Source organism: Streptomyces sp. iso_384 (genome assembly GCF_056172905.1).
This window is the reverse complement of record NZ_JBWBTT010000001.1, coordinates 7,275,509-7,288,472: the sequence shown is the minus strand read 5'-3', so window position 1 is coordinate 7,288,472 and position 12,964 is coordinate 7,275,509. Positions and strand designations below refer to the sequence as shown.

Genomic DNA, 12,964 nt, shown 5'->3' with positions numbered 1-12,964 from the left:
CGCAGCTTCGTCCGCCGCCGGTCACAGCCGGCGGTAGGTGCGGCCGCCGCGCCGGGGGAGGGCCGCCGGGTCGTCGGGGCCGTTCCGGGTGGCCCGGAGCGCGAGGTGGAGTTCGGCGCGCACGGTGGCGTCGGCGAGGTTCTGCGCGAGGTGTTCGGCGCACCGGCCGAGCCAGATGGTCAGGGTGGTGCGGTGGACGTGGAGTTCGGCCGCCGCCGGGGCGGTCCTGGCGTGGTGGCGCAGCCAGCAGGCGAGCGCGATCCGCTGATGCGGCTCCAGCCCGCCGACCAGGCCGTACGCCCAGGAGCGGGCCGCCTCGCCGTCCAGCAGGCCGTCCGGCAGCGCCTCCAGCCGGTCCGGGCCGGGCGCTCCGGGCGGCAGGGGCGCGTTGCCGCCGTCGTCCGGGCCGGGCGCGCGCAGGGCGAGCAGCAGATGCGCCTGCACGGTGGCGTCCTCCAGGTCCGCGCCGAGCAGCCGGGCCAGCTCGCGTATCCGGGCCCGTACCGTACCGGCGGACAGACCGAGCGCGGCGGCGGCGCGGGGCTTGCTGCCGGTGCGGAGCCACACCAGGAGCAGGTGCCGGTGGGCCGGGGCCAGCGGACGCAGTACGGACTCCGCCCACCGGGCGTACGGCACGGTGGGCAGGAGGGGCGCGAGCCGGGAGGTGCCGACGGCGTCGGCGGGGACGATCCGGCGGTCGGGTGTGGCGCTGTGCCGGGCGGCGGCGGCTCCGCTGTGGGCGGTGGGCATCTCGGCCAGGGGCAGCGGTCCGGCCATGCCGGCGAGCAGGCGGTGCCGCTCGCTCACCCGGGAGACCAGGCGCAGGACCCTTCCGTCGTCGCCGCCGTGGTGGAGTTCGGCGACGACGAGTTCGCCGGCCAGCCGGCCCAGCAGGGTGCAGGCTTCGGCATGCGGGTCGAGGGAGGGGCGCACGGCCCGCCAGAGGACCTGGTGGGCGGCGGGGACGTCGGCGCCGGTGAGCCGGTAGACCGTGACATGGGTGAGCCGGTTCCCGCCCGGGCCTTCGGTGACGGCTGCGGAGTCGGTGGCGGTGTCTCGGCCGAGGCCCTCGGCGACGGCGGTGTCGCGGCCCAGGGTCTCGGTGACGACGGAGGTGTGGCCGGCCAGCAGCAGCCGGATGAGGGTGGTGTGCAGCCGCATCTGCTCGCCCCGCAGCTCCGCCGCCCGCTGCCCGCGCACCTCCAGGAGGGCCGCGGTGGTCGCGGCGACATGGCCGGTGTGCTCAGCGGGCGTGGTGGGGGCCGGGGCCAGGACGAGGACCGCTCCGGCCGCCGGGAGCTGGACGCAGTACGGGTGTTCCTGCGGGGCGGCGGCCGCGTGCACGCCGTCGGCGGCGGCCGAGGCGGGCGTGCTGTAGACGGCCCCGGCGATCGGGTCGGCGAGGACCGCCCAGCCCTGGACCAGGGCCGCGGCCTCGGCGACCAGATGCGCACCGGAGCGGGTCGCCGCCCGCAGCAGCCGGCCCGCCGTCTCCCGTCCGTCCCGGGCTCCCCACGAGTCGGCGGCCTCGCGGTCGGTGGTGCCTGTGGTGCTCATGCGCAAGCCTCTGCGGGCGGTGCGCACCGCGCACGGGGAAGGCCCGTGCGCGGCGCGGCAGGTGCGGACGTGGTTACGGAACGCGGGCGACCGCGCCCCACCCGGCCCGGGCCGTGGTGGTGCCGGTGTTCGCGTCGGGCCGCCAGTTGGGCCAGGACACCATGCCCGGCTCCACCATCTCCAGCCCGTCGAAGAACGCGATCGTGGTCTCCGGCTCCCGGAAGATGTACGGGATCGCGCCGCTCGCGTTGTACTCGTCCTGCACGGCGCGGTGGGCGTCGTCGGACGCGGTGGAGTGGCTGAGCGAGAGGTAGCTGCCGGAGGGCAGACGCTCCACCAGCCGCCGCACCAGGGACAGGGCGTCGTCCCAGTCCACGATGTGGCCCAGCACGTCGCTGATCACGAGGGCGACGGGCTGCGTCAGGTCCAGGGTCTTGGCCGCCCCGGTGAGCACGGTCTCGGTGTCGCGCATGTCCGCCTCGACGTAGGCGGTCGCGCCTTCGGGGGTGCTGGTCAGCAGCGCGTGGACGTGCAGCAGCACCAGGGGGTCGTGGTCGACGTAGACGACACGGGACTCCGGGGCTATCCGCTGGGCGACCTCGTGCGTGTTGTTCGCGGTCGGCAGCCCCGCGCCGACGTCCAGGAACTGCCGGATTCCGGCGTCGCGGGCGAGGTGGGTGACGGTCCGGCGCAGGAAGTCCCGGGACTCCTTCGCGAACGTCTCGATCAGCGGGTACTTCTCCCGGTAGGCGTCGCCCGCCGCCCGGTCGGCCGGGAAGTTGTCCTTGCCGCCGAGCCAGTAGTTCCAGACACGTGCGGAGTGCGCGACGCTCGTGTCGATCTGCGCGGGCAGTTCAGGCCCATTTCCGGTCGTACTCATCCTGTAACGCCTCTCCTGTTCGGGCCGGCCGCATCGCCATCACGCACGACACGTCCAGCATTCCCTGATACGTCTGTACGGGGTGGGGGCTGTCCCACACCTCCGCGGTGCCGGGCAGTCCGCCCTCCCGGACCACATGGTCGGCGATCTCCCGGATCTCCACCCGGTAGAGGGTCAGCGCCGGAACGCCGGTCAGCGGATGGGGCGGTGTGTACTCGTCGTGCAGCTGCACCGTCACATCCCCGCGCTCCGCGATCTGCTGGAGCGTCCTGAGCTGCTCGCGCATCACCTCGTCGCCGCCGACCCGGCAGCGCAGCGCGGTGACGGGCAGGACCGCCCAGAGCCGGGTCTGCTGTTCCTGGAGCCGCTTCTGACGCTCGACCAGGAAGTCCGCCCGCCGCCGGCGCTCGGCCGCGTCCCGGCCGGGGGACATGATCTCGTCGACGGCCATCGCGTACGCCGGGGTCCGCAGCAGCAGCGGCACCAGCGCCGGATGCCAGGTGCGTACGACGCTCGCCGCGGACTCCACGCTCATCAGGTCCATCAGCCAGGGCGCCATCGCGTCCCGCCACGGATGCCACCAGCCGGGCATGTTCGCGGCGTTGAGCCGTCCCATGATGTCGTCGGCCTCCGCCGCACCCGCCCCGTAGACATCGAGGAGGGCGGACACCTGACCCACGTCGAGGGAGGTCTGCGCCTGCTCCAGCCGCCGCAGCGTCGAGGGATGCCAGCCCAACTGCGTGGCGGCCTGCGGGACGGACAGTCCGACGCCCTCGCGCAGCCGCCGCAGGCGGGCCACCAGGACCAGGTGCTGGGCCGTCCGCCCCGACCTCTCGCGCGCCACGGCTTCCCCCTCCCTGTGTCCGGCTCGATCTATCCGACATTCCGCGCAGTCTGCGCACAGTGCACACAGCGCACCTTGCGACGCTCGCACGGCGCTCTCAAGGTAAGCATGTCCGACCCCGCCGTACGCCAACTCGGTGGGACCGGGCCGATCTTGCCTCTCCCCCGCTCCACCGCCTCGCCCGCCCCCCCCCCCCCCCGACTCGCCCTCCCCGCCGCCCGCCCGCTGCCTCACGCCCCGCCCCAGCCGTTCCGTGCACTGCCGTTCCACGCACCGTCGTTCCGGCGGCCCGTTCTCTGGAGCCCACCCCATGAACCACGTGACCCACCCGACCCGCCCGAACCTCCGGTCCGTCGTCGCCGCCCCGAGGCCCGCTCCGGCCCGCCCTCTCGACCTGCGTGTCCGCGCCCAGCGGATCCAGATCGACGAACTCATCGTCGACGACCCCCGCAAGGTGCTCGCCCACGCCGGACAGGCCGTCCTCGACGACCCCGACGCGGCGGCCCTGCTCGGCCTCGGCCCGGCCGGCCCGCTGCCGCTCCCGGCGGCGGCCGCGCTGCTGTGCGCGCTCTACGACACGGACGTACTCACGGCCATGGGGCTGCGCCTGACCCGCCACACCACCCGCGTCTCCGCCTCCGACCAGCAGACGGAGCCCGTGTCCCTGGTGCGGTCCACCGCCCCGGAGCAGGAGGACTGAGCTGCTCGGCCCTGGCCACGGAACGGGAACGGGCCCTCTACGACACGGTCAAGGAATTCCGCCCGGCACCGCCGTGACGCGTACGCCCGCCCGGAACCGGGAGGTCGTTCCGCGGCTCCGGCTCAGGACGGCGTGTCATCGAGGCCCACTACGGTGGCCCGCATGACCGACACCGATTACTGGACATCTGCGCCGGACCGGATCGTGCGCGGCTCCATGGGGCTTGCCATCTCACCGTGGCCCAGCCGCCGTTCGACGTCGACGCCCGCGGTCTGCCTCCCCAGGACCCGGTGGCGGCACGTGCGTTCGCCGGGGCGTTCGAGGGCGTCGAGGAGGTTCTGGAGGACCTCGGGCCGCGCTCGGTGCTGACGCCGTTGCCGTCGTCCGTGCGCGCCGATCTGGACGTCGTCCACGCCGGCGCGTGGGGCTCCATGCTGAGCATCGTGAATCCGGCGTTCGCGGCCGACGGCAACGACGAGCCGCTGAGGTGACCCGGGCGGCGACCCCACCCCGACGCCGACCCCGTCGGACCCCGGCAAGCCGACCGACCCGCCGTCGTCGCCGGCCCCGGACCCCACCACCCCCGGTGACCACGGCACCCTGGCCCCGCCCGGCAACAAGCCTGACCCGGACGGCGACCTCGCCGACACCGGCAGCAGCGCTCCGGTCGGCCTCATCGCGGGCGTCGCCGCCGCGCTCGCGGTGGCCGGTGGAACGCTGATGTGGTGGATGCGCCGACGCCGCGGGACCGTCCAGGAGTAGCCGGACGGACAGGCAGTACGCACGCACAGGGAAGGGCTCCACCCGCGCCTCGGATGGGGCCCTTCGCCTCGACCTCGTGTGGAGCAGTAGCCCCTTCGGGCGAGGCGGGATCGTTTCCGCTCCCGCCGTCCGGGTGACGGTCGCCCCACGGGCACATCCGGGCGGACACACTGGCCACCCGCAGTACGTCCCCGAGGGAGCGCATCCATGAAGAACCTCCGAAAGGCGCTGGCCGTGGCCGTTGCCGCCGCGGCCCTGTGCACCGTGTCCGCGGCACCCGCCCAGGCGGCGCGAGGATCCTTCGCCTACTACGTGGAGGGGTGGTGGCACGGATTCGAGCTGACCGATCCCGAGGACGGTCGCTGCTACGACATCCTGCAGGGTGAAGCGCACCGGTCGACCAACCACACCGACCGGCTCGCCGTTCTGTTCCGGGGCACGGACTGCCAGGACGGTGCGATCGTGACCTTCCTCGAGCCGGGCCAGAACGCCCCCGACCACTTCGGTTCGGTGAAGTTCCTGGTCAGGTGAGTCGGTACGAGTAAGCAGGGTGTCCGGCCGATGCGCGTCCCGGCCGGACACGAGTGACTCCCCGGGGCCTCAGGCGCCCCACAGCCAGGAGCCGGACTCCGCCGATGCGACGAGTCGGCCCAGGCCGAAGGCGAACGGAACGGGCACGAGCAGGAAGACACCGGCGCGGACCAGGGACGGTCCGACGATGGACACCACGTCGTTGGGCTGGGTGGTCGTGAAGAAGTCACGCCAGCGCAGGATGTCACCGAGGCTGCACGCCCAGAAGAACAGCCCGATCACCAAGAAGACCGCGCCGGTCAGCAGCCCCAGATAGCTGGTCGCTTCCAGCAGGTCGACACGGGCGTCGTGATCCCGCACGACGAACGCGGCGACGACCACGCAGACCGTGGCCCCCACGCCGTACGCCGCGCCGCGCGCCATGACACTGCCCAGCCGTAGACGCGGTTCGATCACCCCGTCCGTACCTCTGCTCATGCGGACCATGTGCGTGCCCCCTGTCGTCACCGCACCGTCGAGCCTGTCGCTACGACGCGGCGAACTCTACGAAGGACGCCCAGGAGGCGGGGGAGACGGCGAGCGCGGGGGCGGTGAGGTCCTTGGAGTCGCGGACGTGGACGGTGTGGGGGCAGGTGGCGACCTCGACGCAGTCGCCGCCCTGGCTGCCGCTGTACGTGGACCTGGACCAGGTGAGTGCCACCTCTACACAGTTGCCGCCCTCGCTGCCGCTGTAGCTGGACTTGAACCAGTGGAGGCCAGTGCTCATAGTTCCTCTGCCATCTTCTCGATCGTCTCCAGCGTCCTCTCCGGAGTGTATGCCTGGGCCCGGGTGACGCCATACTTGCCGAACAGGTTGCCCAGCTGCGGTTGTTCGGTGACGAAGAAGCTGCCGCCCTGCCCCTCGATATAGGCGAGCTGCCGGCGCTTGTCGGTCTCCAGCAGGACGAAGGGGCCGTCGAGCGCCGCGTGGTCCTCGCGGTCCGGATCCATCAGCTGGATCCGTACGTGCCGCAGCCGCGCCACATCGGCGAGGTGGTGGAGCTGGGCCTTCATGACGCGGCGGCCGCCGATCGGCCGGGTCAGCACGATCGTCTCCAGGACGAAGCTGATGTCGGGCAGCGGCCTGCGGGACAGCAGCTTCTGCCGTTCGAGCCGCGCGGCGACCTTCGCCTCGATCTCGTCGTCGTCATAGGTCGGGTACCGGCTCGTGAAGACGGCGCGTGCGTACGCCTCCGTCTGGAGCAGACCGGGCATGACGTGGTTCTCGTACTCGTGCCTCGCCCACGCCTTCTCCTCCTCGTCCGCGAACGGCGTGAACCACCCTGGCAGCGGGTTGCGCCGCTCCGTCTGCTTCGGCGGCTTCGGTGCGGCGACGATCAGTGCACCTTGTGCACCCAGCACCTCGTCCGCCCGCTGCACGAAGACGTCCGTCGGCGGTCGGGCGCCCCGCTCCACCATCGCCACTTGGGACTTGGAGTAGCCGATCCGCTTGCCCAACTGCTCCTGGGACAGTCCGGTCAGCACACGGAAGTGCCGCAGCAGCAGACCGAACATCTCGGCGGTGCTTTCCGGCTGATCACTGGAGTGCACGGGCTCACCTCACAGGTACACCACTGTTCACAACATGCTTGTGACCCTGGTCACCGTACGTGTCTGCCGCAACGCTGAGCGCATGGAACTGAAGAATTCACCGGATCCGGTCCCCTTCTGCCCCTCCTGGATCCCCGCCTCCGGCCACGCACTCCGCCACGTCGGCATCCACTTCGACGCCGTCCGCGCCATCGGTCTGCTCGGCGAGGAAATCGCGTACGAGGTCATGCAGTTCACCGACTTCCGGGCCGGGCCCATCGTCCGCTCCGGCATCGGCGAGCGCAGCATGTACTTCCTGCTCGCGCCAGGGGCCGCCGCCGAGCACCGCTGGCCTCCCGGGGTGGAGGCGATGAGCCGGAGCGCGCGAGGGGACGCGTTCGTCGGGGTGCCCGCGCTGGGCGGCGGCACCTGGCCGCTGGACTGGCGGTCGCGGCCCACGGTCCAGGATCCCTTCGTGGACGGCGCGTTGCTGCACGAGATGGCCTGGTTGCGGGCGGGGTGCGTCGTGAAGGAGTGAGTGAGGCGGAGCTTGACCGGCCGGTGCGCCGAAACCCGTACCTTCCGCCCCGGCGGACGGATCAGCACACTGGTCGCATGCGGTACGAGACGAGATCCGAAAGAGTCAGGATCAGGGCCGTGCAGGCCCTGATCTGGTCGGGCGTTCTCGTCGCCTCCCCCTTGCTGCTGATCGCAGGAGCGCCGATCCGCCGCCGCTACCTCCGCCACATCTACCGCGATGGGGCCCCGCCCCTCCTCGACAAGGAGCGCGGCCACGTCAGCGCCCACTACTTCGTCGCCAACCACCCTCTCTTCGCGTGGCTCGGCCGGGAGTGAACGGCCCTCAGACGACGTCGAATTCGTTGCCCTCGGGGTCCTGCATGGCGGCGGCGTAGAAACCGGTACCCGGGTCGTCCTTGATCCGCAGCACGGTGGCGCCGGCTTCGACCAGCCGCTCCACCGTGGCCCTGACCCGCTGGGTGCGGAGCTCCAGCGGGACGTCACGGCCCCCGCCGACCTTCAGGTCGAAGTGCCACCGGTTCTTGGCGGTCTTCGGCTCCGGAACCGCCTGGAACCACACTCTCGGTCCTCGTCCGGCCGGATCGACGATCGACTCCGGGACGTCCCCGGCGCCGGGCGGCAGCTCTTCCGCGGGCACCCCCATCGACGCCCAGTAGGCACGCCACGTGGCATGTCCGTCCGGCGCGGGCTCGGGTACGTAACCGAGGGCCTCGGACCAGAAGGCCACCATCCTCTGCGGATCGGAGCAGTCGATCGTCAGCTGCAGCGTCGTCTCCATGTCCCGAGCGTCCCAGACGGGTCCGACAGCCGTTCGCCTACCGCACCTCCACCCGGTCCCCGGTCGACGACTTCGCGCCGGAGGTGGTGTTGCCGAAGTACGTCCAGCGCCATGTCCCGGACTTGCCGGCCTTCACCGTGGTCTTGAGCGCCCCCGTGCTGGTCGACTTCACCTTCTTGACCGTCGTGTACGAGGAGGTGCCCGCCGCCCGCCCGGCGTACCCGGTGCTCGTCGTAAGGCCCGAGGCGTTCCAGGTCCGCGCGGGCACCGCCGTGGCCGGTCGCGTACCGCTCTCCGTCCGCCCGGGGGGCCTTCAGCGCTTACGGGACCCGCGCCACGGCCACGTAGATGCCGCTGTGCTCCTGGGCGGGCGCGGGGGTGCCGTTGAACCACTCCGGGGCCATCACCAGGCCGGGGGCGGCGATCTCCAGGCCCTCGAAGAACCGCTCGAACTCCTTGCGGCTCCGCAGCGCCAGCTGGATGCCGCCCCTCTTGTACTCGTCCTCGCTCTGCTGCCCGATCTCCGCGTTCACGTCGGACGCGCCGTGGGACAGCACGACGTAGCTGCCGGGGGCCATGGCGTCCGTGAACGTTCGGATGATGCCGATCGGGTCCTCGGCGTCGGGGAGGAAGTGGAGGAGGCCGAGGAGCGACAGGGCGATCGGGCGGTCGAAGTCCAGGGTCTCGCGGGCCGCGTCGAGGATGATCGCGGGCTCGCGGACGTCGGCGTGGACGTAGTCCGTGACGCCCTCCGGCCGGCTGATCAGCAGCGCCTCCGCGTGACGCAGGACGATGGGGTCGTTGTCGCAGTAGACGACCCGGGCGGAGGGGCGGATCTCCTGGGCCACCTGGTGCAGGTTGGGCGCGGTGGGAATGCCCGTACCGATGTCCAGGAACTGCGTCACGCCCTGGCCCGCCAGCCAGGCCGTCGCGCGGTTCATGAAGGCGCGCTGCTGGTGGGCGCCTATCTTCGCCTCGACGGGCAGGAGTTCGGCCACTTCCTGGTCCACCGGGTAGTTGTCCTTGCCGCCGAGCAGCGCGTCGTAGACCCGCGCCGAGTGGGGCTTGCTGGTGTCGATCGGGGGGTGAGGCGCCTGTGCCGTCATACCGAACTCCAGATACACGTGGTGTGGACCATTCAGTCGACGCAGTCTGCCACACGCCTACGGGGCCCCGGCGGAGACCCAGTGACCCACCAGATCCGCGTAGAGCGGGCTGCTGTCCAGGAGTTGGGCGGGAGTGCCGACGGCCGTGCGATCGCCGTCGAGCACCAGGACGCGCGGCGCGCGCAGCGCGGAGCTGATGCGGTGTGCCACCACGACGAGCGTGGTGCCCCGGTCCGCGAAGGCCCGCTCGGCCCGCTCCTCGGCCGCCGGGTCGAGGTGGCAGCACGCCTCGTCCAGCAGCACGATCGACGCGGGGGACACATGTGCGCGGGCCAGCGCCACCAGCTGCCGTTCACCGGAGGAGAGCGGGGGCCCGTCCAGTCCGACGGGCGCGTCCAGGCCGCCGAGCCGGTCCACGAGGGTCCGCGCGCCCACAGCCGTCGCCGACGCGAGGAGGTCGGCATCCCGGGCCTGCGGATGCAGGTAGCGCAGGTTGTCCCGCACGGTGCCGGTGAACACGTACGCCTCCTGCGGGATCAGGGTCACCGCCCGGTGGAGCCAGGCCCGGTCGACCTCCGTCGCCGGTACGCCTCCCAGGGTCAGCCGGCCGCTGTCCGGCCCGGCCATCCCGGCCAGCAGCGTGGTGAGAGTGGACTTCCCCGCACCACTCGGCCCGACGACCGTCAGATGTGAGCCGGCCGGGATGTCGAGGGAGAGCCCGTCGATGACGGGTGCCGCTCCCGGGCCGTACGCGTAGACGACGTTCACCAGGGACAGGTCCGGGGAGCGCGGGGTCCGTGGGGGGAGGACCGGGCCCGGACCCCTCGGAGGGCCGGGCCGCGCTTCCCGTGTTGATCGGCTCAACTGGCTCAGTACGGTCACCAGTTGCACGCCCCAGGAGCCGAGTACGGTGACGAGCGAGCGCAGGGCCGGAGCCACTCCGCTGACCAGATAGCTGGTCGCGCCCAGCAGTTCGCCCACCGACAGCGCACCGCTGTCCAGGAGCCGCGGGGCCGACAACAGCAGGACCAGCAGCGGGAGATGGCTGCCCAGCGACACCAGCAAGGTGTTGGCCGACGCGGTCCGGGCAACCGCCCTGACCGCGTCCCGGTGGTCGGTGATCCGGGCGGACAGGTCGTCGGCCACCCGGTCCCGGGCACCGCACGCGACGACGTCCCGGATGCCGTCGAAGGTCTCGCCCGCGACCCCCGTGAGGCGCTCCTCCGCCCGCAGCTGGCGGCGCTGGCGGCGGGCGAGGACGCGGAGGCGGGGGACGCAGAGGAGCAGGGTGAGCAGGACCGGGGGCAGGGTGACCGCCGCCACCGGGGCGGACAGGGCGGCCAGGCCCACGAACGCCATCAGCAGGGAGACGCCCAGCTGCCGGGCCGAGCGCAGCAGGGCGGACACCAGCGACCGCACGGTCTCGACCTGGACCGTCAGCCGGGCCACGCCCGCGCCCGCCGTGTCCCGGGCCCCCGCCGCCGCGCGCTGCACGGCCCCTGCGGCCACGGCTGTCACCAGGTCGTCCCGCAGCGGTTCCACGATCCGCCCCAGCCACGGTGTCAGGGTCCGGGTCATCAGGGCGCGGAAGACCATCGCGGCCCCGAGCAGGCCGATCCAGAAGAAGCCTTCGGCGGGCCGTCCCGCGAGGAAGCCCCGGTCCAGGGCGGCGGCGACGAGCAGCCCGGAGGCGAGTGCCGGAACCGCCTCCAGCAGGGACCATCCCGCCACCGCGACCGCCGCCCCGCGGTGTCGGCGCAGGAACCCGGCGAACAGGTGCCGGTCGATGGGGCGCGGGGCTGCCTCGCTCATACCGGCTCCTGGGCGTGCGGGTTCGGGTGCGGGGGCGTGTTCCGGTCGGTCCACGCTTCGGCCCCGGATCCCGTATCGCGGTCCGGGGCGGTCTCCGGGCCGGCGCTCGCCGCGAACAGGGCCCGGTAGTCGTCGAGTTGCCACAGATCCGCGTGCGGGCCCAGGGCGCGGACCCTGCCGTCCTCCAGCCAGGCCACCAGGTCGGCCCGCGCGGCGGTCGACACCCGGTGGGCGATCAGCACCCGGGTACGGCCCGACCAGGCCGAGGCGAGCGCGGAGCCGACCCGTGCCTCCGTGGCGGTGTCCAGGCTCGACAGCGCGTCGTCCAGTACGACCACCGCCGGATCGTGGACCAACGCCCGCGCGAGCCCCAGGCGTTGGACCTCTCCGCCGGAGAGCGGGGCCTCCGTGAGCGGAGTGTCGTAGCCACGCGGGAGGCGGGCGATGAAGTCGTCCGCCCGGGCGGCCGCGGCAGCCGCCGTCACCTCCTCGTGGGAGGCGTCCGGGCGGGCGAAGGCGATCATCCCGGCCACCGTCGTACCCAGCAGCGCGGGCCGCTCGAAGGCGTAGCCGACGGCGGCGCGCAGGGCCTGGGGGGTCAGCTCCCGCAGCGGTACGCCGTCGATGGCGACCAGGCCCGCGTCGGGCTCCCGCAGCCGCCCGATCAGCGCCGCCAGGGTGCTCTTGCCCGCCCCGGACCGGCCGACCACCGCGAGCGCCGTGCCCGCCGGGACGACGAGGTCCACGGCGTCCAGGACGGTCCGGGCGCCCGAACGGACGGTCACCCCCGACAGGGTCACCGTGCCGGGGCGGCCCGCCGGGCGCGCGCGGGTGCCGGGGGCCGGGACCGGCTGGTCGACGACCTCGGCGACCCGGCGCGCACCGGCGGCCGACATGCCGAGCGCGAAGAGGGCGTCGAGCTGGTCCAGTGCGGCCATCGCGAGCGCCGTGTAGCCGACGACCGCGGCGAGTTCTCCCGCGCTGATGTCACCGTGGAGCAGGGCGAGACCTCCGGCACAGAGCACCAGCACCTCCACGGCCGGGATCAGCAGGCCCACCTGCCATCCGGTGTCCCGCTGGAGCGCCCAGACGCGGTGCCCGGTGCGGGACAGCTCCGGGAGAGGATCCAGGACTCGGCGCGTCTCGGCCGCCGCCGTGCCGCTCGCGCCGATGGTCCGGGCCCCGCCGAGCGCTTCCAGCAGCAGGGCGGAGATTCTTCCCTGGGTCTCCTGATACCGGAGGAACAGCCCCGAGCCGCGGTTCATGAACATCCGGGCGATGAGCGCCAACGGCGGTACGCCCAGCGAGAAGCAGAGCCCGATCCGCCAGTCGAGCAGCCACAGCGCGACCACCCCGCCGAGCGAGGTGAGCACCGCCGTCGAGGCGGTGACCAGCGTGACCCCGGCCGAGCCGGCCTGCGCGCACCCCGCGGAGAGACGCCCCGCGAGGTCCCCGGCGGGAAAGTCGGCCGTCCCCGGAACCCCGGCGTCCAGGGCGCGCCGGGCGAGGGTCCGGCGGAGGGCGGCCACCGTGCCGGAGCCGTACCCCCCGTTGGCGAGGGTCTGGAGGGACCCGGCGGTGACGACGAGGGCGAGGAGCGCGGCGCACACGAGGACGGGGCCGGTGACGGACCGCCGGGCGACGACCGCGTCCAGGGCCCGTGCCATGGCCCAGGGGAACGCCAGCGTGCCGGCCGACCCCAGGACGGCTGTGGCGGAGGCGAGGACGAACCAGCCACGCGTCCGGGCGGTCGCGTCCCACACCAGTCGCCGGGGAGACGTCATCGAACTCCTTCCGGCCGTCCGTGGCTCCCGCCCGGGGGCGGACGGGCACGGGTGACGGGCACGGATCGCGGTGAGTCGTGCGTACGGGAGACACGGCGTGC

The 12,964-nt window shown here is 73.1% G+C and carries 16 protein-coding genes and 1 pseudogene; 6 read left to right on the top strand and 11 right to left on the bottom strand.

The features are described from left to right. Positions 1-21: 21 nt before the first annotated feature. The 3 genes from AC0VY3_RS32745 to AC0VY3_RS32735 all read right to left on the bottom strand — a co-directional run bounded on the left by AC0VY3_RS32745 (position 22) and on the right by AC0VY3_RS32735 (position 3,281). Entirely contained in the window at positions 22-1,557 is a 1,536-nt protein-coding gene (locus AC0VY3_RS32745) for a helix-turn-helix domain-containing protein (protein ID WP_103507726.1), read from the bottom strand. Positions 1,558-1,630: 73 nt separating this feature from the next. Further along, positions 1,631-2,437 carry an SAM-dependent methyltransferase gene (locus AC0VY3_RS32740; RefSeq protein ID WP_103507725.1) on the bottom strand — a complete coding sequence of 269 codons (807 nt, stop codon included), beginning with the start codon at positions 2,435-2,437 and terminating at the stop codon, positions 1,631-1,633. Next, a complete protein-coding gene (locus AC0VY3_RS32735; RefSeq protein ID WP_103507724.1) occupies positions 2,412-3,281 on the bottom strand; it encodes a helix-turn-helix domain-containing protein in 870 nt (289 codons plus the stop codon). Before AC0VY3_RS32735 ends, AC0VY3_RS32740 begins: the two co-directional genes overlap by 26 nt. Before the next feature lie 310 nt (positions 3,282-3,591). Here AC0VY3_RS32735 and AC0VY3_RS32730 point away from each other — a divergent pair, with 310 nt between their 5' ends. The 4 genes from AC0VY3_RS32730 to AC0VY3_RS32715 all read left to right on the top strand — a co-directional run bounded on the left by AC0VY3_RS32730 (position 3,592) and on the right by AC0VY3_RS32715 (position 5,274). Further along, on the top strand, positions 3,592-3,981 hold the full coding sequence (locus tag AC0VY3_RS32730) for a hypothetical protein (RefSeq protein WP_475551254.1): 390 nt from the start codon (positions 3,592-3,594) through the stop codon (positions 3,979-3,981). Positions 3,982-4,217: 236 nt separating this feature from the next. Further along, on the top strand, positions 4,218-4,472 hold the full coding sequence (locus AC0VY3_RS32725; RefSeq protein ID WP_475551253.1) for a DUF6333 family protein: 255 nt from the start codon (positions 4,218-4,220) through the stop codon (positions 4,470-4,472). 109 nt (positions 4,473-4,581) lie between these two features. Next, positions 4,582-4,743 carry an LAETG motif-containing sortase-dependent surface protein gene (locus AC0VY3_RS32720; RefSeq protein WP_475551773.1) on the top strand — a complete coding sequence of 54 codons (162 nt, stop codon included), beginning with the start codon at positions 4,582-4,584 and terminating at the stop codon, positions 4,741-4,743. Between the two features lie 207 nt (positions 4,744-4,950). Beyond that, a complete protein-coding gene (locus tag AC0VY3_RS32715; protein WP_242736645.1) occupies positions 4,951-5,274 on the top strand; it encodes a hypothetical protein in 324 nt (107 codons plus the stop codon). 69 nt (positions 5,275-5,343) lie between these two features. Here AC0VY3_RS32715 and AC0VY3_RS32710 read toward each other — a convergent pair whose 3' ends face one another. Genes AC0VY3_RS32710 through AC0VY3_RS32700 form a run of 3 tightly spaced genes read right to left on the bottom strand, consistent with a single transcriptional unit; the run spans position 5,344 to position 6,864 of the window. Continuing rightward, a complete protein-coding gene (locus AC0VY3_RS32710; protein WP_475551252.1) occupies positions 5,344-5,751 on the bottom strand; it encodes a DUF6336 family protein in 408 nt (135 codons plus the stop codon). Positions 5,752-5,800: 49 nt separating this feature from the next. Then, positions 5,801-6,040: a DUF397 domain-containing protein gene (locus tag AC0VY3_RS32705; protein WP_103512065.1), complete on the bottom strand. Its 240-nt coding sequence runs from the start codon at positions 6,038-6,040 to the stop codon at positions 5,801-5,803. Beyond that, complete coding sequence (locus AC0VY3_RS32700) at positions 6,037-6,864, bottom strand: helix-turn-helix domain-containing protein (RefSeq protein WP_103512064.1); 828 nt, start codon at positions 6,862-6,864, stop codon at positions 6,037-6,039. The genes AC0VY3_RS32705 and AC0VY3_RS32700 overlap by 4 nt, the downstream gene beginning before the upstream one ends. Before the next feature lie 82 nt (positions 6,865-6,946). Here AC0VY3_RS32700 and AC0VY3_RS32695 point away from each other — a divergent pair, with 82 nt between their 5' ends. Continuing rightward, positions 6,947-7,381 (top strand): hypothetical protein, encoded by a 435-nt coding sequence (locus tag AC0VY3_RS32695; protein ID WP_103512076.1) that lies wholly within the window; start codon positions 6,947-6,949, stop codon positions 7,379-7,381. 119 nt (positions 7,382-7,500) lie between these two features. Continuing rightward, positions 7,501-7,698, top strand: coding sequence for a hypothetical protein (locus tag AC0VY3_RS32690; RefSeq protein WP_258047386.1), 198 nt, complete (start codon positions 7,501-7,503; stop codon positions 7,696-7,698). A 7-nt stretch (positions 7,699-7,705) separates the two neighbouring features. Here AC0VY3_RS32690 and AC0VY3_RS32685 read toward each other — a convergent pair whose 3' ends face one another. The 5 genes and pseudogenes from AC0VY3_RS32685 to AC0VY3_RS32665 form a co-directional block, all read right to left on the bottom strand. Then, a complete protein-coding gene (locus AC0VY3_RS32685) occupies positions 7,706-8,161 on the bottom strand; it encodes a VOC family protein (protein ID WP_103512062.1) in 456 nt (151 codons plus the stop codon). A 37-nt stretch (positions 8,162-8,198) separates the two neighbouring features. After that, positions 8,199-8,393: pseudogene (locus AC0VY3_RS32680) on the bottom strand (hypothetical protein); the annotation flags it as partial. Between the two features lie 88 nt (positions 8,394-8,481). Then, positions 8,482-9,267: an SAM-dependent methyltransferase gene (locus tag AC0VY3_RS32675; protein WP_103512060.1), complete on the bottom strand. Its 786-nt coding sequence runs from the start codon at positions 9,265-9,267 to the stop codon at positions 8,482-8,484. Positions 9,268-9,324: 57 nt separating this feature from the next. After that, complete coding sequence (locus AC0VY3_RS32670) at positions 9,325-11,079, bottom strand: ABC transporter ATP-binding protein (protein WP_103512059.1); 1,755 nt, start codon at positions 11,077-11,079, stop codon at positions 9,325-9,327. After that, entirely contained in the window at positions 11,076-12,863 is a 1,788-nt protein-coding gene (locus AC0VY3_RS32665) for an ABC transporter ATP-binding protein (RefSeq protein ID WP_103512058.1), read from the bottom strand. The genes AC0VY3_RS32670 and AC0VY3_RS32665 overlap by 4 nt, the downstream gene beginning before the upstream one ends. Positions 12,864-12,964 lie beyond the last annotated feature (101 nt).